The 19,418-nt window shown below is 60.2% G+C and carries 16 protein-coding genes; 7 read left to right on the top strand and 9 right to left on the bottom strand.

The features are described from left to right. Positions 1–100 precede the first annotated feature (100 nt). Positions 101–3,127, bottom strand: a complete 3,027-nt coding sequence (locus ACI2KB_RS08750; RefSeq protein WP_404633434.1) for an FAD-binding and (Fe-S)-binding domain-containing protein — start codon at positions 3,125–3,127, stop codon at positions 101–103. 158 nt (positions 3,128–3,285) lie between these two features. Between ACI2KB_RS08750 and ACI2KB_RS08745 the strand changes: the two genes are divergently transcribed. Both ACI2KB_RS08745 and ACI2KB_RS08740 read left to right on the top strand, forming a co-directional pair. Continuing rightward, a complete protein-coding gene (locus ACI2KB_RS08745; RefSeq protein WP_404633432.1) occupies positions 3,286–4,170 on the top strand; it encodes a LysR substrate-binding domain-containing protein in 885 nt (294 codons plus the stop codon). A gap of 130 nt (positions 4,171–4,300) precedes the next feature. Next, the gene (locus ACI2KB_RS08740; RefSeq protein ID WP_404633430.1) at positions 4,301–4,783 is read left to right on the top strand and encodes a DUF2938 domain-containing protein; all 483 of its coding nucleotides are present in this window, start codon (positions 4,301–4,303) and stop codon (positions 4,781–4,783) included. 90 nt (positions 4,784–4,873) lie between these two features. Here ACI2KB_RS08740 and bla read toward each other — a convergent pair whose 3' ends face one another. The 7 genes from bla to ACI2KB_RS08705 form a co-directional block, all read right to left on the bottom strand. Then, positions 4,874–5,761 (bottom strand): class A beta-lactamase, encoded by an 888-nt coding sequence (gene bla, locus ACI2KB_RS08735; RefSeq protein WP_404633428.1) that lies wholly within the window; start codon positions 5,759–5,761, stop codon positions 4,874–4,876. Between the two features lie 168 nt (positions 5,762–5,929). Then, positions 5,930–6,589 carry a M24 family metallopeptidase gene (locus tag ACI2KB_RS08730; protein ID WP_404633426.1) on the bottom strand — a complete coding sequence of 220 codons (660 nt, stop codon included), beginning with the start codon at positions 6,587–6,589 and terminating at the stop codon, positions 5,930–5,932. Between the two features lie 66 nt (positions 6,590–6,655). After that, on the bottom strand, positions 6,656–6,859 hold the full coding sequence (locus ACI2KB_RS08725) for a hypothetical protein (protein WP_404633424.1): 204 nt from the start codon (positions 6,857–6,859) through the stop codon (positions 6,656–6,658). 40 nt (positions 6,860–6,899) lie between these two features. Then, on the bottom strand, positions 6,900–8,957 hold the full coding sequence (locus tag ACI2KB_RS08720; protein WP_404633422.1) for a pyridoxamine 5'-phosphate oxidase family protein: 2,058 nt from the start codon (positions 8,955–8,957) through the stop codon (positions 6,900–6,902). A 109-nt stretch (positions 8,958–9,066) separates the two neighbouring features. After that, positions 9,067–9,690 (bottom strand): glutathione S-transferase family protein, encoded by a 624-nt coding sequence (locus ACI2KB_RS08715; RefSeq protein WP_404633420.1) that lies wholly within the window; start codon positions 9,688–9,690, stop codon positions 9,067–9,069. A 228-nt stretch (positions 9,691–9,918) separates the two neighbouring features. After that, entirely contained in the window at positions 9,919–10,728 is an 810-nt protein-coding gene (locus ACI2KB_RS08710; protein WP_404633418.1) for an MOSC domain-containing protein, read from the bottom strand. Positions 10,729–10,848: 120 nt separating this feature from the next. Continuing rightward, the gene (locus ACI2KB_RS08705; RefSeq protein ID WP_404633416.1) at positions 10,849–11,775 is read right to left on the bottom strand and encodes a chemotaxis protein CheV; all 927 of its coding nucleotides are present in this window, start codon (positions 11,773–11,775) and stop codon (positions 10,849–10,851) included. A gap of 535 nt (positions 11,776–12,310) precedes the next feature. Between ACI2KB_RS08705 and ACI2KB_RS08700 the strand changes: the two genes are divergently transcribed. The 3 genes from ACI2KB_RS08700 (at position 12,311) to ACI2KB_RS08690 (ending at position 14,832) form a co-directional block, all read left to right on the top strand. After that, a complete protein-coding gene (locus ACI2KB_RS08700; RefSeq protein ID WP_404633414.1) occupies positions 12,311–12,826 on the top strand; it encodes a hypothetical protein in 516 nt (171 codons plus the stop codon). Positions 12,827–13,285: 459 nt separating this feature from the next. Next, positions 13,286–14,176 carry a sensor histidine kinase gene (locus tag ACI2KB_RS08695; RefSeq protein WP_404633584.1) on the top strand — a complete coding sequence of 297 codons (891 nt, stop codon included), beginning with the start codon at positions 13,286–13,288 and terminating at the stop codon, positions 14,174–14,176. Further along, positions 14,173–14,832, top strand: coding sequence for a response regulator (locus ACI2KB_RS08690; protein WP_404633412.1), 660 nt, complete (start codon positions 14,173–14,175; stop codon positions 14,830–14,832). Before ACI2KB_RS08695 ends, ACI2KB_RS08690 begins: the two co-directional genes overlap by 4 nt. A gap of 182 nt (positions 14,833–15,014) precedes the next feature. Here the strand turns inward: ACI2KB_RS08690 and yegS are convergent, their stop codons facing one another. Beyond that, positions 15,015–15,923, bottom strand: coding sequence for a lipid kinase YegS (gene yegS / locus ACI2KB_RS08685; protein WP_404633410.1), 909 nt, complete (start codon positions 15,921–15,923; stop codon positions 15,015–15,017). A gap of 472 nt (positions 15,924–16,395) precedes the next feature. Here yegS and ACI2KB_RS08680 point away from each other — a divergent pair, with 472 nt between their 5' ends. Both ACI2KB_RS08680 and ACI2KB_RS08675 read left to right on the top strand, forming a co-directional pair. Then, positions 16,396–17,832 carry an undecaprenyl-phosphate glucose phosphotransferase gene (locus ACI2KB_RS08680; RefSeq protein WP_404633408.1) on the top strand — a complete coding sequence of 479 codons (1,437 nt, stop codon included), beginning with the start codon at positions 16,396–16,398 and terminating at the stop codon, positions 17,830–17,832. Beyond that, on the top strand, positions 17,832–19,286 hold the full coding sequence (locus tag ACI2KB_RS08675) for a mannose-1-phosphate guanylyltransferase/mannose-6-phosphate isomerase (RefSeq protein WP_404633406.1): 1,455 nt from the start codon (positions 17,832–17,834) through the stop codon (positions 19,284–19,286). Before ACI2KB_RS08680 ends, ACI2KB_RS08675 begins: the two co-directional genes overlap by 1 nt. Positions 19,287–19,418: the final 132 nt, after the last annotated feature.

The raw sequence follows: 19,418 nt of genomic DNA, 5'->3' as shown, positions 1-19,418 counted from the left end.
GCCTTCTTGAAAAGGCGACCGGCAGCGCGGGTCGGTTCGCGAAAAAGCATACGACGATAAACCAGACCTTGTCAGCCAAGGTCTGGGGGGACGCGGTGCATCAGCTTGCCAACAACCGCTCCAGCACAACTTCCAGCGGATGACGCAGTTGTTTGTCGGCCTGACGCTTGACCTGACTGCGGCAGGAGTACCCGGTCGCCAGCGCTTCGCCGGGCTTGTCCAGTTTGCTCGCCCAGGATTGTTCGAAGATGGTCTTCGAGGTGTCCTGATTGCGCGCTTCGTGGCCATAAGTGCCGGACATGCCGCAGCAGCCGGTGGCTTCAGTGACCAGTTTCAGACCGATGCGCCCAAACACTTTTTCCCATTGCGAGGTGCTGGCCGGGACGTTGGTTTTCTCGGTGCAGTGGGCCATCAGGCGGAAGGCGCCGGTCGAGGCCGCAGGTGTCGACTCAGGCAGCACGTCGATCAGCCACTCCTGTGGCAACAGCACCTTGGGCGTGCCCTCCAGCCCCGGCACCTTCTGGTATTCCTGGCGATAGACCAGGGTCATTGCCGGGTCCAGCCCCACCAACGGCACGCCACAATCGGCCAGCGCCTTGAGCTGAATGGCATTGCGAATGGCCGCTTTGGCAAACGCACCGAGGAAGCCTTGAACGTGCAGCGGCTTGCCGTTGGCGCTGTACGGCGCCAGGTACACGCGATAGCCCAATTGGTGCACCAGTTGGATGAGCGAGGCCAGCAGCGGCGTCTCGAAATAACGGGTAAAGGCATCCTGCACCAGCACCACGCTGCGCTGACGCTGCTCATCGCTCAGTTCGCGCAGTGCCGGAACGCTGGCCACGGCCACGTTGCAGCGGGTCAAGGTGCTTTGCAGGTTGTAGCGATGGATCAACGGGCTGTCGAGCATGCCGACGTGGCGCTCCAGCAAGCCGCTCACCCACTTCGAACCCATGACCGCGTTGTACAAGCCTGGCACGGCGGCCATGTAGGGAATGGTGAATTCCAGCGAGCCGATCAGGTAATCCCGCAACGGGCGCTGGTAACGTCCGTGATACAGCTCCAGAAAGCGCGAACGGAATTCCGGCACGTTGACCTTGATCGGGCACTGCCCCGCGCAGGATTTACACGCCAGGCAACCGGCCATGGCGTCGTAGACCTCATGGGAGAAATCCGCCTGCCCCTGAGCGCGCTTGAAGTTATTGCTCAATCGCCCGGGCAAGCCCTTGACCCAGTTCACCTTGCCTTGGGCGACCTGCAAGACGTCGATGTTGGCCGCCCCTTGCAAGCGCAGCCATTCGCGAATCAGCGAGGCACGGCCTTTAGGTGAATGCTGACGTTCGCGGGTGGCTTTCCACGACGGGCACATGGCGTCGTTCGGGTCGTAGTTGTAGCAGGCGCCATTGCCGTTGCAGTGCACGGCGCTGCCGAAACTCTGCCACACGCGCTCATCGATCTGCCGATCCATGTCGCCGCGCATCGGCGCCTCGTTGACCTTGATCAGGCCCTCGGCAGCGTCCGGTGGGGTGCAGATCTTGCCGGGGTTGAGCTGGTTATGCGGGTCGAACGCGCCTTTGAGCGATTGCAGCGCCGGGTACAGTTCACCGAAGAACGCCGGCACGTATTCGGAACGCAGGCCCTTGCCGTGCTCCCCCCACAGCAGGCCCCCGTAGCGTTGCGTCAGCTCGGCCACGGCGTCGGAAATCGGTTTGACCAGCGCGGCCTGGGCCGGGTCTTTCATGTCCAGCGCCGGGCGTACGTGCAGCACACCCGCATCGACGTGACCAAACATGCCGTAGGCCAGGCCATGGCCATCGAGCAGCGCACGGAATTCGGCGATGTAATCGGCCAGTTTTTCCGGCGGCACGGCGGTGTCTTCCACGAACGGCTGCGGACGAATCTCGCCTTCGACGTTGCCCAGCAGGCCCACCGAACGCTTGCGCATGGTATAGACCTTGTTCACCGCCGCCGCGCCTTCGGCCAGCGTGTGGCCCAGTCGCTCGACACCTTTGTCACTCTGCAAATGCTCGATGAAGGCCATCACCCGCGCGTTGACGTCTTCGACCTCGTCACCGCTGAACTCCACCAGGTTGATGCCCAGCGTCGGACGCTCGGCATCCGCCGGAAAGTACTCGGCGACGCTGTGCCAGACGATGTCTTTCATCGCCAGCATCAGCACCTTGGAGTCGACGGTTTCGATGGACAGCGGCTTATGCACCATCAAGGCGTTGGCGTCGCGCAGGGCGTCCATGAAGCTCAGATAGCGCACGTTCACCAGCACCGAATACGTGGGAATCGGCAGCACGTTGAGCTTGGCTTCGACGATGTACCCCAGCGAACCTTCTGCGCCGCACAGTACGCTGTTGAGGTTGAAGCGCCCTTCCTCGTCACGCAGGTGCGCCAGGTCATAGCCGGTCAGGCAGCGGTTGAGTTTTGGGAACACCGACTCGATCAGTTCGGCCTGGGTTTCCTGAATCTGCCGCGCGGTGCGATACACCTCGCCGATACGGCCCGGCTGAGCACAGGCCACTTCCAGAGCCTCGTCCGAAATCGGCTGCGTGTGCAGACGTTCGCCACCCAACAGCACACTGTGCAGCTCCAGCACGTGGTCGCGGGTCTTGCCGTAGGTGCAACTGCCCTGCCCGCTGGCGTCGGTGTTGATCATGCCGCCGACGGTGGCGCGGTTGGACGTCGACAGCTCCGGGGCGAAAAACAGCCCGTGCGGCTTGAGCGCAGCGTTGAGCTGGTCTTTGACCACACCCGCCTGTACCCGCACCCAACGCTCCTCGACGTTGATTTCGAGGATGGTGTTCATGTGCCGCGACAGATCAACCACGATGCCGTCGGTCAGCGACTGGCCGTTGGTGCCCGTGCCGCCACCGCGCGGGGTCAGTTTGATCTGACGAAAACGCGGCTCGGCCATCAGCGTGGCGACGCGCGCGACGTCCTCGGCATCCTGCGGAAACACCGCTGCCTGGGGCAAGCGTTGATAGATGGAGTTGTCAGTCGCCAGCACCGTGCGGGTGGCGTAATCGGCGCTGATCTGGCCGCGGAAACCGCTGGCGCGCAACGCGTCGAGAAATTCGGGGTACTGGGCCGTCGGGGCGGCGGCAGGCAGTTGGGCGATCATCGTGGGATGGCCTCTTGTCGGTCTGATCACGGGAAACAGCAAAATACTTGTCGTCCGGGCATTAATCGGTCAGCCTCGGATCGTTATGGTGCCAATGATCCTGCAGGTTACAGCGCAGGACAAACGGATATTCCTGCCACTATCGATGACTTTTTTGAATGAATTACCGCCACCTCACCCCGTCCATGTCCCTGTTGCTGGCTTTCGAAGCGGCGGCACGGCATGAAAGCTATACCCGTGCCGCCGTTGAACTGTCCCTGACCCAAAGCGCGGTCAGCCGCCAGGTGCAGGCGCTGGAGCAGCAATTGGGCCTGACCCTGTTCCGCCGCGAAGGGCGTCAGGTGCAGCTCACCGACGTCGGGCGGTTGTATCAGCGGGAAATGAGCGAAGCGCTGGGGCGTATCCGCAGTGCGACGTTACAGGCCATGGCATGGCAATCGGGAGGCGGCAGCCTGCGCCTGGCCACGTTGCCGACCTTCGGTTCGAAGTGGCTGCTGCCGCGCCTGCATGATTTCTACACCCAACATCCCGGCATGCTGGTACACATCAATTCGCGGATCGACGCCGTGGATTTCGAAACCAGCGGCATCGACGCCGCCATCGTGGTCGGCACCTCGGGTCTGCCGGGCCTGATCAGCCACCGACTGCACGCAGAGGAACTGGTGGTGGTGATTTCCCCGCAAGCTGCTGGAGGCCATCAGGAATGGACGCCGGAACACATTGGCGGGCAAATGCTGCTCAACGTCGTCAACAATCCCAATGCCTGGGGCGACTGGTTCAGCCATCATCACCTGCCCCACCGCCTGATGCGACTGGGGCCGAGTTTCGAGCTGACCTCACATTTGATTCAGGCGGTAAAGGCTGGAATCGGCATTGGCCTGGTGCCACGGATTCTAGTGGCCGACGAACTGGCCAGCGCCGAGCTGATCAGCCTCGACCTGCCCTTCGCCAGCCAGCGCAGTTATTACCTGAGCTACCCCACTCGCAATGAAATGCTGCCGTCTTTGCAGGCCTTCAGGGCGTGGCTGCTGGAACAGATCTGACGCGCCACACCGCCTGCATTTATGCAGCAACGATGACGACGAGCTGATACAAAGGAGAGCCTTCCTCGAACCTGCAAGACGGGCGGGTGACCTCCTTCCAATAACGACTGACAAGGATTCGGATCAAGACATGTTCGCCTTCATTTTCTACTCGGTACTCATTGGCATTGGTGGTACCGCGTTGCTGGATCTCTGGGCTCAGTTGCTCAAGCGTGTGCTGGACCTGCCCACCCCGCCCTGGCACCTTGTCGGCCGTTGGTTTGCGGGGATGCGCAACGGGCAATACGTCCATCGCAACGGCATCGCGAACTCCCCGGAAGTGCCGAACGAGCTGAGAATCGGCTGGTTCATGCACTACGCGATTGGCGTGCTGTTCGCTGCGGCCCTGTTGTTCATCTGGGGCGTGCAGTGGGCGCACTCGCCGACGTTCTTCCCGGCGCTGCTGGTGGGGCTGGTCACGGTGGGCGCGGGCTGGTTCATTCTGCAGCCGGGGATGGGCGTTGGGGTGGCGTGCAGCGGTGCGCCCAATCCGACCGTGGCGCGCTTACAGAATGTGGTGGGCCATGTGGTGTTTGCCATTGGCATGTATTGGGCGGCGTTGTTGGTGGGATAAATCCTGCACACACTTGCAGCAGCACAGCTTGCCGGGGGTGGCGCCGTTGAAATTGCCATCGCCGACACGCCGTGCTGCTACGGGGTGTGACTAAATCGTCGCTGCCAACCGCCCCACCTCGGCAATCACCGCATTGATCTGCTCGGCACTCGCCTTGGCGTCGGTGTAATACACCGTCACGATCAACGGCGGACGATGGGGTGGCCAGATCACGGCGATATCGTTGTTGGCGTTGTTGGCACCAGAGCCGGTCTTGTCCCCCACGCGCCAGCTCCGCGGCATACCGGCCCGCAGCTTCAGATCCCCCGTGGTGTTGCTCACCAGCCAGGCAATGAGTTGGTCCCGCGAGGCGCCCGATAGCGTCTCACTGAAAATCAACGTGCGCAGCGTCTGCAACATTGCCAGGGGCGTGGTGGTGTCTTGAGGGTCGCCGGGGCGGTTTTCGTTGAGGTCAGGCTCGCGACGGTCGAGGCGTGTCACGGAATCCCCAATCGAACGCAACCAGTCAGTAAGGCCTTGGGGGCCACCGAAGCTGTCCAGCAACAGATTGGCCGCCGTGTTGTCGCTCAACGTCACCGCCGCTTCGCAGATCGAACCGACGCTCAGACCGCCTCCGCCCGTGTGCTTCTCGGTGGCCGGCGAATACGGCACCAGTTGCTCCTTGCCATAGACGATCAACCGCGACAGGTCTTCCTGCTTGCGATCAACCCGCGCCAGTACATGGGCAACGGCCAGCGCTTTGAACGTGCTGCACATCGCGAAACGCTCGTCGCCGCGATGGGTGATCAGGCGCTCGCTGCCGGTGTCGAGCAAGGCGACGCCCAGACGCCCGCCATGGCGTTGCTCAAGTTCGCTCAGCCGCTGCTCGAGGAAGGCATCGGAAACGGGGCTGCCATCAGAGGCCAGCGCGTTGAAACTGTACAGCGCAGGGATCGACAGAAGCGATGCGCCGATGAGGGTTCTGCGGGTAATCAACATGCACTTCCTTGTTTAAACCATGGACAGGACCATTGAAGCAGCCGCCGACCAGCGCAACTGCTGCACCTGATGGTGATTAACTCGTCATGAAGGATAAGAATCGCCGCTCATCGTCGGGGCGAGCGTCATGTCATTTCAACCATAACGCCCAGCTTGCTGACTTGTAAGTCAAGCCAGCAAGTCTTCGTAAAATGCGCCGTAGGGTTTGCTCGGATGAGCAATCTGGATTTCCAGAATCCACAGGCCGGGATTGGGTACGGCATCGAAATCGCCGAGATTGCCGCCGCGGTAAATGGCGTGAGGGAAGTCGCAGACGCGGTGACCCTTGATGTCCAGATTGAGCTTCCAGCCCATGGCCTGGGCCTGCTCTTCCGCGAAACGGTACAGCTCGACGCCTTCGACTTCGCCGGTTTTCCAGCGTTGCTCGACCACCTCGAACAGGGTTTTCGCAGCGGCTGCACAGGCCTGCATTTCCGGGTCGTTGCCGGTGGTGAAGGTCGCCCCGGCGTCGCCTTCATGGCCTAGCCAGACGGCGCCCATGTCGATGAAATAGATGTCGTTTTCACCCAGCACCGGATCGCCTTCGGAACGCTGTTTGAAGGTTTTCAGGGTGTTGGCGCCGAAACGGATGAGCATCGGGTGCCAGATACGCTGGGTGTCGAGTTCGGCCAACGCCTGTTTGCCCAAGGCCACCGCCTCGGACTCCAGCATGCCGGGCTTGATGCGTTGAGACACCCACTCGATCGCTTTCCAGGTCATGGCTTGCGCATGACGCATGGCCTCGATGTCGTAGATTGTCCCAACCGCTTCCTTCGCCACTGCGTTCATGTCGTTCCCCGATGTTGCGTCGCTGATATCGCTATGACATTTACTACATAGCGTAGGCAGGGGCAATCACCTATGACGACTGAACGCAGAAACCGAACGCACCCAACTGATCAACCGCACCGTCGCCGGGTTGTCCTGTTCCTCGTGCTCGGCGGCCAGCTCTCCGGCCAGTGAGGCGAGGGATTGCGGCAACAACCACGACACTTCCTGCTCGGTCACGTGCATCAGGTTTGGATCGTCTTCTTTCTCGAACGCGGGCCACTCATTCATCTTCATCACCCTTTCATAACGTCTGCTCAGACATGAAGTTTCACAGATCCAGCACCAGCGGCCCTGAAGCCGGGACTGCACAGCAGATCAGTACCTGGTCGGCCGCCGGCATCTCGGCGGGCGGCACGGGGTAATGCACCTGGCCTTTGATCAGCCGGGTCTTGCAGGTGCCGCACGAACCGCTGCGGCAACTGAATTCGGGTTCCAGGCCGCGACTCTCGGCCAGTTCCAGCAACGTGCCGCCATTGGGTTGCCAACGGGCCTCCTTGGCGGACTTTTCGAACACCACGGGCACCGATTCGGTGGCCGCAGGCGGTTGCTGCACCGCAACGGTTTGCTGGTCGGTGCTGCGTTTGAGGGTCGAGGGGCCGAAGGTCTCGGCATGAATCCGTTCGTCACGGATGTGCATGCCCCTCAACTCGTCATACAGCCCTTGTGTGAAGCTTGCCGGTCCGCAGACGTAAAAATCGAAGTCGTTGAACGGCAACAGCGTTTTGAGCAGATTCAGATCAATGCGACCTGCAAGGTGAAAATCCTGACCTGCGCGGGCCTCGCTCTCGGGCTGGCTCAGCAGGCGGACGACCGACAGTTCATTGCCGGCATTGGCAATGAGTGTGTCCAATTCTTCGCGAAAAGCCAGATCGGCCAGACGACGTGCACTTTGAATGAACCAGATGGGCCGGGAACGGCGCTTGCGTTTGTTCTGATACACCACTTCGCGCAGCATCGACAGCATCGGCGTCACACCGATGCCCGCCCCGAGCAGCACCAAGGGCCGCGGCTCCAGCGGCTCGACGAAGAAAGCCCCTTGCGGCGCACGGGCTTCGATCCGGTCACCGACTTTCAGCACGTCGTGCAAATGCCCGGAGACCAGGCCATCGCGTTTGACGCTGATGCGGAAGAACTCATCGGAGGGCGCGCTGGACAGGCTGTAGGTGCGAATCACCGGTTTGCTCTGCCCCTCTAGTTGCACGCGCAACGGCAGATGTTGCCCCGCCTTGAACGCGGGCATACCCGCGCCATCAGCAGCTTCGAAATAGAACGAACGGATGCCCTGACTTTCATCCTCGATACGCACCACATTCAAAGGCCGCCACTGGTCGCGCAAGGCCTCGGCTTGCAGTCGGGCCGCAGCCTGCTCCCAGTCGCCGGTCATCAGGCTGTTGGGCGAAAAGCCCTCGAAGCCCCAGCGCGAACGCAAGGCTGCCGGGCGTCTCAGGACCTTCTGGACCTTGACCTGCCACAGCCGTTCGGCGCCCTGAAACGCTGCAATCTCCGGCCCATCGAGAATCACCGTGACATGCCCGGCCACATGCAACATTTCACCGGTGGCGAAATCGATGAACACAAGACCCGCCCTCGGATTGACCATGAAGTTGCCAATCGTGTTGAAAAACAGGTTGCCCGCGAAATCCGGCACGGTCAGTACGTCGCCTTCGATCCTGACAAACCCGGCACGCCCGCCGCGATGGGAAACATCCACCGAGCGATGGGGCTGATCGCCTTCCAGATCGACGTAACTGGCCACGAAAAACGTGTCGGCGTTGCGAATGGTCGCCACGGCTGCGTCGTCCAGGGCATCCATGGCCTGAACCGGTGGACGTTCGACGACGGACAGCGGGTCGACGTCCTGCAAAGGCCGCAACTGAATGTACTGCGGGCAGTTGCCGTACGAATACTCGACCGCCAGCGAGAAGCCCTGTTCATCCAGCGACTGAATATGCCCATTGAGCCGGTTACGGCGACGGGTGTGCAGGTCGATGCCCAATAACCCCAGCGCCTCGCCGGGTTTGAACGCGGCGCTCACCGGGTCATCGGCCTGGGGCAGCCAGTGAATGTCGAGCTGGCGAGCGTCGGGGGTCGTGATGAAGCCCTCGTAGGCATCCATCATGCTTGCCCAAGGCCAACCCTCTTCGTCGACAGTACCGACGATCAGATACGGAATCTGCTCGTAGAATTCGCGATGCTGATCCGGCATGTAATCCCGCACGAACTTGCGCCCGATGACGTCCATGCGTTCGGCGACGCCCGCGTGATTCTGCACGCGCAACTCACCGGCATGCCACGGGGCAGGTCTTTCAGAAGGGCTATCATTCATGGCGCAAACTCCCAAGCAGTGAGCGTGAGGACGTTGCTTCTGGCCGAAGGCCGTAGGAGTTGGCTTGCCTGCTCCTACGGCCTTCGGCCAGATTCAAGAGCAGATCGAGTCAAACCACCAACCCGGCCCGGGTCCGTGGCATTGGCACGAAGCCTTTCAAACCTTCGATGCGCGCCAGCCAGGCCCGCACATTCGGGTAGGCCTCCAGCGACACGTTGCCTTCCGGCGCATGAGCGATGTAGCTATAGCCCGCGACGTCCGCGATGGTGGCGTGGTCTGCCGCCAGAAACTCGCGACCTTCCAGGTGTTGCTCGATCACCTGCAACACCGCGTGCGCACGGTCGATGGTGTCTTTGGGATCGAAACCGGCACCGAACACCGTGATCAGGCGAGCGCGGGCCGGGCCGTTGTTGATCTGGCCTGCGGCCACTGCCAGCCAGCGTTGCACCTGCGCTGCGCCGTTGGCGTCGGTCGGCAGCCATTTGCCGGTGGTGTCGTACTTGGTCGCGAGGTACACCAGAATCGCCGTCGAGTCGGCCACCACGGTACCGTTGTCGTCGATCACCGGCACCTGTCCGAAGACGTTGATGGCACGGTATTCCGGGGTTTTGTTCGCCCCTTTGGCCAGATCGACGAACTCGATCTGCGGCTCGATGCCCAGCAGGGACAGCATCAGCTGTGCGCGATGGGAGTGGCCGGACAGCGGGAAGTGATAGAGCTTGATGGCGTTCATGGGTCGTGCTCCTGAGGCTGAGTGAGTAAAGGTCAGCGGGAGCGATCTGTCGTTGGACTCATTCACCGCGCTGATGGGATGAATAGTGAGCCTCGACGCGAACCAACAGAATCACCAGAAAAAACAATCCAGTATTTCAGGGCATGAAATAGTCAACCTTGTCGAGACACCGCCAGGCCGGATCAGACGCCCGGCGCAGGGTGCTTGCACGACGCGTGGCGGCGGCCGTCACTCCAGGACTTCAACCGCCATTCCGACCTCAACCTCACCCGGCCCATCGCTGACCATGTTTTGCCCGAACCAGACTTCGCCCTCCCATTCGCGGTAGGTCTTGAGGGTGCTCAGCGGCTCACGATCATCGCTGCGCACGCCGGTGGCGGGGTCGATGGTGGTGAGGATGCAACGGGAACAGCCTTTGAGCAGGCGGAACTCCAGATGGCCGACGCGAATGCGTTTCCAGCCATCCTCGGCGAAGGCCTCTGCGCCCTCCACCACCAGATTGGGGCGAAAGCGCAGCATTTCCTGAGGTCGGCCGATTCTTGCCGACAAGTCATCCAGCGATGCCTGGCCAATCAACAGCAGGGGAAATCCGTCGGCGAATCCGACCTTGTCGTCGACCGTGCCGTAACCCGAGGGCAGCCAGCGGGCACGCGCCTGGGGAATGTGCACCATGCGCGTCGGCTTGCCGATGAAATCGCTGACCCAACGCGCCGCCTCATCGCCCGCATCCGGCACGCGCAATGTATCGCGCCAGACGGTCACGCCGCGCAGGTTGTCTTCGATGTTCTCAGGCAGCGGAACATCCAGCGAAGCGACGCCAGGCGCCGAGAGGGTTACACCGCCCTGCTCGTTCCACAGCACGGACAATTGGGACATGTGCGGCAGCGCCCGCTGAGTGAAAAAACGACCATTGCTCTCGTCCACCAGCATCCAGCGTCGGTCGCCGCTGAGCCCCAGCTCGTCGAAACGGGCCCGTTGCAGTGGTTCGGCCTTACAGGATTTGAGGGGATAGCGGTACAGCGCGCTGAGTTGCAGCATGGACGCGTCCTTGAAGTGACAGAGCGGAAAGCCGCCACTTTATACGAGGCATCACGGCAGCGAACGATACAGATACAAAAAAGCCCCTCCATACAGCGAGGGGCTTGAATCGTCAGACGATCAGTTGTCGAGCAGCAGGCGCTCGCGCACCACGTCCACCAGTTTGTCCGGCTGGAATTTGGAGAGGAAGTTGTCGCAGCCGACCTTCTTGACCATCGATTCGTTGAAGCTGCCCGACAGCGATGTGTGCAGCACCACATAGAGCCCACGCAAGCGGGGGTCGTGGCGAATTTCGGTGGTCAGGCGGTAGCCGTCCATTTCCGGCATTTCCGCGTCAGTGAAGACCATCAGCAATTTGTCGGTCATGACCTCGCCACTGTCTGCCCAGGCCTTGAGCATGTTCAAAGCCTTGAGACCGTCGCTGGCCACGTGCATTTTGACGCCCAACTGACCCAGGGTGTCGCGCAACTGCGACAAGGCCACGTTAGAGTCGTCCACCAGCAGCACCTCACGACCACGGGCGCGGCTCAGCACCGGATCTTCCAGCTTGTCGCGAGAGACCTTGGCGCTGTATGGCACGATTTCGGCGAGGACTTTTTCGACGTCGATGATTTCCACCAATTGGTCATCGACCTTGCTGATCGCGGTCAGGTAGTGTTGACGCCCCGCGCTGCCCGGTGGCGGCAGAATCGCTTCCCAGTTCATGTTGACGATGCGGTCGACGCCACCGACCAGAAACGCCTGCACGGAGCGGTTGTATTCGGTGACGATGATGGTGCTCGACGGCCCCGGCACCAGCGGGCGCATGCCGATGGCCTGCGACAGATCGATGACCGGCAGCGTCTGGCCCCGCAGGTTGACGACACCGCAGACGTACGGATGGCGCTGCGGCATGAGGGTCAGTTTGGGCAGTTGCAGGACTTCCTGCACTTTGAACACGTTGATTGCGAACAATTGCCGACCGGCCAGGCGAAACATGAGAATTTCGAGGCGGTTCTCACCCACCAGCTGTGTACGTTGGTCTACTGTGTCGAGAATGCCAGCCATCGGTTGCTCCTGGAGCAGGGTTTCAAGTAAGTCCGCACCCGTGTTATCGGCAGCGCCCGGGCAGACCTTAATCAGGATAAAAATGCTACATGAAGCAATTGATATCACAATAACATCATGATTAACTGATTGGCATCGGCAAGACTCGAACAATCGTTCAATAGTGGCATTCGGCCTTTTACTCACCCCAGGCTCAGCACGCCCCCCTAGGGGTATCCCTTAATATCAATCAGGGCGAACCTGATATTCGCGGTTTCTAATAGCGATTATTGTGACGCCATTCTCATTGAGTGAATGGAGTCAGGTACGTGGTCGCGTTCGCGGAATTCCCCGATCCCCTCGTCAAAGCACTGAACACGGATGTCGGGTTCCGGGGTTTATCGTGGCGCGTCGCACACGGCAACGTCCTGTCGGCAGCAGGCAAATCACAACATTCAGAAATGCCCTACATACTTTCTATTGCCTTCAACCTTAACTTTGGGCCACTCGCCCCGCGCGACCCTGGATCGCGTTCCATGAAGAGTGGAGATTTCGCATGCTGAATGGCAATGAATGGCATGAGTTGCACGGTGATTTCCTCAGTGACACTCAGCGCTTGATAACCCGGGCAGATGAATGCCTGAGCCACCTGGAACTGATCAGTGACGACAAGGACGCCATCGAGTGTTTGCTCGGCACCCTGCAACAGATTGCGGGCAAGGCCGATGCCGCACGTGTCCAGCCCGTCGCCGGATTCGCCCGGCAATTACGCTACCTGCTCTACTTCGCCAGCGCGGCCGGTCGCCTGCAACCCAAGGCCCTGTTCTCCCTGCATCAGTGCCTGTCGCTGTTGTCGTGGCAGATCGAGCTGGTCGATCCCGTAACGGGTCAATTGCCACTGGACGACAGCGAGCAGCATGAACTGCTCGAACAGTTCGGTTGCTGCTGCGGAATCGGTCAGGTGGAGAGCAGCCATACCGCACCTGTGGAATGGACCGTGCCGCTGGCCGTTGCTCACACTCTTCCCGACCCCGGGCTCAGCGAACACGTTGACCACTCGGGTTCGCTCTGATCGCCCCGTCACCCTGCCCTGCCAGCGTCGTCTGTCAGGGCAATGCGTCTGAAAACGACACACCATTGCGCTCCTGACACGAACATGATCAAACGCGCCATGCCCGCGAGTTTCAATTGCTCGCGCGCGGGCACGTGGCAGGCTCGACGGGTCCACAACCCGTCAAAGAAAGTGTGCGGCTTTATTAGCACTGCCGTTCCAGAAGTCATTCCTGACGACCCGGACAACTATTAATCCGACGCTTATTTACAGTTAACGCTTAATAAACCCGGCGTTTAAGGTAATATCGTCGCCCGCGATTGAACGTAGAAAAGTCTCTAACGCTTTATCGCTGTTGGACGTCGACCCTGTTTTTTGTACACGTAAAAGGTGAGCGAGCTTACACCTCGCTAGCCCCTTGAGTGACCTGACAATGATTGCTCAGGTATTCGCCACAATTATCCGATGGCTTCATCCGCTATGCATGGCAGCAACAAGACCTTCAAGTTACGGACTATGGGCTCGAACAAGGCGTTTCGGTGGGTGGCGATATTATGTCTGGTGACCACAGCCTGTAATACCGCGGCCTGGTTCTTCGACGACGGCATGCCTTCGAGCCTCGCCTTGCTCAATGTGCTGGCGTTTCTTTCTATCGGCTACTGCATGAGCCGCCCCAATCAGACCATCGAGTTTCAGCCTCAGGAACTGGCCAGGCACATGTTGCAGGTCCAGGAAACCGAGCGTCATCGCCTGAGCCGTGAACTGCATGACGACATCGGCCAGATGCTGACCGCTGCCAAACTCCAGAGCGACTGGCTGCAGCGCCGCGCCCCGGAAGACCTGCATCCCCATTGCGCGATGCTCAACAGCATCCTCGATGAAACACTGGCCAAAGTGCGGGACGTGTCGGCCATCCTAAATCCTCGTCAACTGACCAGTCTGGGCCTGGAAGCCAGTTTGCGTGCGCACCTGGTGCAAGCGCTGACCGACACCCCCGTACTCTGGAGCTTCGAATGCCACCAGCGGCTGGCGGGCATTCCCGAAGAAATGGCAGTGGCCGCCTTCCGCATTACCCAGGAGGCCGTGACCAACATGATCCGCCATGCTCGCGCGAAGAATCTGCGGGTACGCATCCAGCGTCGTCCGGACGGTCTGGCCCTGAGCATTTCCGACGACGGCGCAGGGTTTGTGCCGGCCGCCAACCCCGGCCAGCAAGGCCAACGCGGCATGGCCGGCATGGCCGAGCGCGCGACGCTGCTCGGCGGCCATCTGACCGTCGACAGCCAGCCCGGCCACGGCACCCATATTCATGCCCTGTTCCCTTGGGCGCCCCGTGCCCGGGAACGCGCCGAGACAAGTACGCACTCATGATCTGCACTCTTCTTCTGGTCGATGACCACGCCCTGATCCGCGCGGGCGTTCGCGCGCTGGTTTCCGACATCCCCGGCTACCAGGTCGTTGGCGAAGCTGCCGATGGCGAACACTTGCTGGAAATGACTCTGGAATTGAAGCCGGACATTATCCTGCTCGACATTTCCATGCGCGACAGCAACGGGCTCGATGCACTCGAACGGCTGCACCGTGCTTTGCCGGACAGCAAGGTATTGATCCTGTCAATGCACACCGACCCGCAGATGATCATGCGTGCGCTTGAAGGGGGTGCGCACGGTTACCTGCTCAAGGACGCCACGGCCACCGAGATCGAACAGGCCCTCGATGCTTTGCGCAACGATGAGCGTTATCTGAGCCCGGCGATCGCCCATACGGTGATCAATCAGGCGTTGGTCAGCACGCAATCGAGCAAGGCCGAGGCGGTGGAGAATCACAACCTGACGGCCCGCCAACTGGAAATCCTGCGTTTGATCGTGCGTGGCAAATCCACGCGGGAGATCGCCAACGGCCTGAGCCTGAGCGTCAAGACCGTGGAGACTCATCGTTCGCAAATCATGAAACGTTTGCAGATCTACGATGTGGCGGGTCTGGTGCTGTTCTGCGTTCGTGAACAGATCATCAGTCTGGACGATTGATCGCGCAAACGTTTGTCATGGGCAAGGCCCCCTAAAACCTGCCCAAGCCAGGAGCAAAGCGGTTTCCCCATTTGCCGAGACGAATGGGCCGCTGTAAAACCGGAAAAGTGAGTCACCCAAGTCGCGGTCAGCGGTGTCCAGGCTGTTGCGTAAGAAGATCAACAGCAACGGCTGCCGAGCCTTCACCCGATCCGATTTGCCTGCCCCAGCAACGGAGAATGCGCAGGCAGATGAATGCGCAACGCACCCGGCCGGGCCTTGAAACGTAATTGCTCACCCCGCAACGGCTCACCGTCGAGGTTGATGTCCAGCCCATGCGCCGACTTCAATTCGACCCACGGCAGACGTGCCCTTACGAACAGGTTATCGAGACCCAGTCCACCTTCAAGAAAACTCTTGAGCGCGCCCACCACTTCCTGCGGCGCAGGCAAAATGCTGATATCGAGCAGGCCATCGTCCGCCAAAGCATCGGGACAGAGCGGATGACCACCGCCCGCCTGACGACCATTACCAATACCCAACGCCAACAAATCACCTTGCCAGTGAAAATCAGGTCCGCTCAGCTCACCGTACGCGGCCTTCAGTTCGCTGAAGCGCGACAGCCCCGTGAATAGATACGCCGCCCCGCCCAGCACTTTTTTCAGGTCTTCCGAGGTATTGGCCGTCACCTGGCTGCCAAAACCGCCTGTGGCCATATTGAGAAACAGATGACCGTCCACCTCGCCCATGTCGACGCTGCGCGCCGGTATGTCCAGCAAATCCAGCGCCCGTTCGACTTCCAGCGGCACACCCGCCGAACGGGCGAAATCGTTGGCGGTGCCCAACGGCAGAATGGTCAGGCTGGCGTCGGTGTCAGCCAGTGCCAACGCTTCGGCGATGTCCCGCAGCGTGCCGTCGCCACCACCGGCAATGATTTCCCGATGGCCCGCGGCGAGCGCTTCGCCCACCCAACGCTGCGCATCTCCGGCTTCCCACGTCAGGCGCACGTCCAGTTCCCACCCGTGCTTGCGTTTACGGTGCACAGCCTGACGGACGTCATCGTTGAGCGCCTGCTTGCCATGAAGAATCAATATCGCCCTGCGCTCTGTCATAGTCCTTCCCTCTGTCGGTGCGATGCATTGCGAGAGATGTTGACCTCGCGCCATTCAGAAATAGCCCTGCGTCGATATTTTTTTTGCCATCCGATGAAACGCTCAAACGCCCGTGGCTCCGGGCCAAACCAGGAGGCTCATCCTGAAAGACTGCTGTCTCAAGGCCACTTTTTGGGTGTGTCTCTCATTCGGCGCCATGACACCCACTGTTTCATGGGCTTTACTCTGCTCAGGCACCCGTTTGAGGGAGTTTCCGATCTGCATTCAGCATTAGTCCTACACCGTTTGGGAATAAATAGGATTTTTTCTCATCGATGGGATTGAAATGGGGGTCGAGAGGGTGCTTAATCGACAAATAATTGGCTTATTTTGAAATACCCGGCAAAAAAGTCATTATATTGACTTTTGGTGATGAAATACCGGGCAGATACGCCAGTCATGGATTCATGGATCGAAGAGGTGAGGACGTTTTATGCGACTGCAACCGGTCGACAGCCTTCTGCTCACGCGCACCAGTCTGATCGAGTATTTCCTGTTCGCCGTCAGGTTGGTCCACGGAGTGACGTCCGTTCTGCCCGGCCTTCTGATTCTTGCCTACTGGGAAGTCGACATCCCCAAAGCGCCCGAGAGCTACCTGATGATTCAGGTGTTTTTCGCGGTGATTTGCGTGCTGATGTTCCAGGCATTAGGTGTCTATTCGGAAGCCATCTTCAGCAACAAATCCCGGTTCAAAATGATTTTCTTCGTCTGGTCGTCAGCGTTCTGCGTGCTGCTGTTCATGCACCAGGCCATGGACCTGTTCAAATACATCACCCAAGAACAGCTGATGGTCTGGTTCGTCGCCAGCCTGGTGATGTTTTGCGCCGAGCGCGTGTTGTTGCTGTTGATCTACAAGCGTCTGATGGCCAGAGGGTTCTTCCTGCAAAGTGCGGTGATTCTTGGCGCGACGGAAAACGGCCAACGGCTGGCCGAGTACATGCTGCAGAATCAGGACATCCGTTCAGGAGTGCTGGGGTTCATCGACGACCGGATCGGGCGACTGCCAAAAACCATGGCCAACTTGCCGCTGTTGGGCAACACCAAGGACCTGGAGGCCCTGATCCGCGAGGAAAAGGTCACGCAAGTGCTGGTTGCCCTGCCCTGGTCGGCAGAAAACCGCATGGATTACATCATTCGCGAATTGCGGCGGCTGCCGGTGAACGTACTGCTGGTGCCTGACATGGTTGCCTTCCGCCATGCCCACAACCGCATCACCGAAGTCGCCAGCCTGCCGATGTTCAATGCGTCGGACGTGCCTTTGCGTGGCTGGTCGCCGCTGTTCAAGCGCCTTGAAGACATGGTGCTGTCGAGCATCGCGATTGTGCTGCTGTCGCCGTTCATGCTGGCCATCGCTCTCGCCATCAAGCTCGACTCGCCGGGGCCGGTGCTGTTCTGGCAGAAACGTTATGGTTATAACAACCGGCTGATTACCGTGTGCAAGTTCCGCTCGATGCACACCCACCAAGCCGACGCCAACGCCGAGCAACAAACCGTCAAAGGGGACGCCAGGGTCACCCGTGTCGGGCGCTTCATCCGCAAGACCAGCCTGGATGAGCTACCGCAACTGTTCAATGTGTTCGCGGGCAGCATGTCCATGGTGGGGCCGCGCCCACATGCCACGGCCACCAAGGCTGCGGGCATTTTGTTCGAACAAGCTGTCAAGGAGTACACCTCGCGTCATCGAGTCAAGCCGGGGATCACCGGGCTGGCTCAGATCAACGGTTTTCGTGGTGAGACAGACACTGTGGAGAAGATCGAAAAGCGTGTCGAATTCGATCTTGAATACATCGAAAACTGGTCCGTCTGGTTCGATCTGTACATTCTTCTGCGCACTGTTCCTGCAGTGCTCTTCTCTCGCGAGGCTTACTGATGGGCACCCTTATTCCCTGCATCATTGCCGGCGGTGCCGGCACCCGGTTGTGGCCCGTTTCACGGGAAGCCATGCCCAAGCCATTCATGCGCTTACCGGATGGCGAAAGCCTGTTGCAAAAGACCTTCAACCGCACCGCAGGTCTTGAAGGTGTTGAAAGCCTGTTGACGGTGACCAACCGGGAAGTCTATTTCCGGACTGTCGACGACTATCGGCTGTTGAACAAACACAAGATCCATCTGGACTTCATCCTCGAACCCTTCGGTCGCAACACCGCGCCCGCTATCGCAGCTGCCGCGCTGCATGTGCAGGCCCTGCACGGTGACGACGCGCAATTGCTGATCCTGCCCGCCGACCATCTGATCAGCGACCTGGACGCTTTCGCCCGCGCCGTGAAAGATGCACGCCGACTGGCCGATGACGGCTGGCTGGTGACCTTCGGCCTGATCCCGACCCGGGCGGAAACCGGCTTTGGCTACATAGAGAAAGGTCAGGCCCTGAGCGACAAGGGCTATCAGGTTGCACGTTTCGTGGAAAAACCCGATGCCGCCACCGCCACCGAATACCTCAACGGCGGTCTGCACTTGTGGAACGCCGGGATGTTCTGCATGCGCATCGACACCGTGCTGCACGAACTGGAACTGCATGCACCGGATGTACTGGCCGCCGTGCGCCACTGCCTGTCGCAATGCAAAAGCAAGGAAGGCAGCAACGAGTTGCAGATGGAACTGGACGCCACGACCTTCGCCCTGGCGCCGGACATTTCCATCGATTACGCGCTGATGGAACGCTCGCAAAAAGTCGCCGTGGTGCCGTGCGAGCTGGGCTGGAGCGACATCGGCTCCTGGCAGGCAATTCGCGAACTGGCCCCCGCAGACGCCAACGGCAATCAGTGCAACGGGCAAGTGGTCCTGCACGATGTCACTAACTGCTACATCGATTCGAAGAAGCGGCTGGTGGGGGGCGTGGGTCTGGACAACCTGATCATCATCGACACCCCCGATGCCCTGCTGATTGCCGACGCCGAACGCACGCAAGAGGTCAAGGTGATTGCTCAGGAACTCAAGCGCCAGGGCCATCCCGCCTACCTGCTGCACAACACGGTGACGCGCCCGTGGGGCACGTACACGGTGCTGGAGGAAGGCAAGCGCTTCAAGATCAAGCGCATCGTGGTCAAGCCGCAGGCGTCGTTGTCGTTGCAGATGCACCACCATCGCAGTGAACACTGGATCGTGGTCAGTGGCATGGCCCGTGTCACCAATGGCGACCGGGAATTCATGCTCGACACCAACGAATCGACCTTCATCAAGCCCGGTCACACCCACCGCCTGGTCAATCCGGGGGTGATCGATCTGGTGATGATCGAGGTACAAAGCGGCGAATACCTGGGCGAGGACGACATTGTGCGCTTCACTGATGTCTACGGTCGCGTCCCGGACGCCCCCAAGGTCTGATCGACACTCAACGGCGACAGCCGCCACACGAATGGTGGTGGCTGCCAACGATTCACTCGCAGCGAGGAACGCGCGCTCTCCCCCACCACACCGCGACATTCAGTGACATTGGACTTGGCAGTATCGCCGACA

This window comes from Pseudomonas sp. NPDC088444, from assembly GCF_044900175.1.
In the GTDB taxonomy this organism is placed as follows: domain Bacteria; phylum Pseudomonadota; class Gammaproteobacteria; order Pseudomonadales; family Pseudomonadaceae; genus Aquipseudomonas.
The sequence above is the reverse complement of the archived record's forward strand: the minus strand, read 5'-3'. Positions and strand labels throughout refer to the sequence as shown.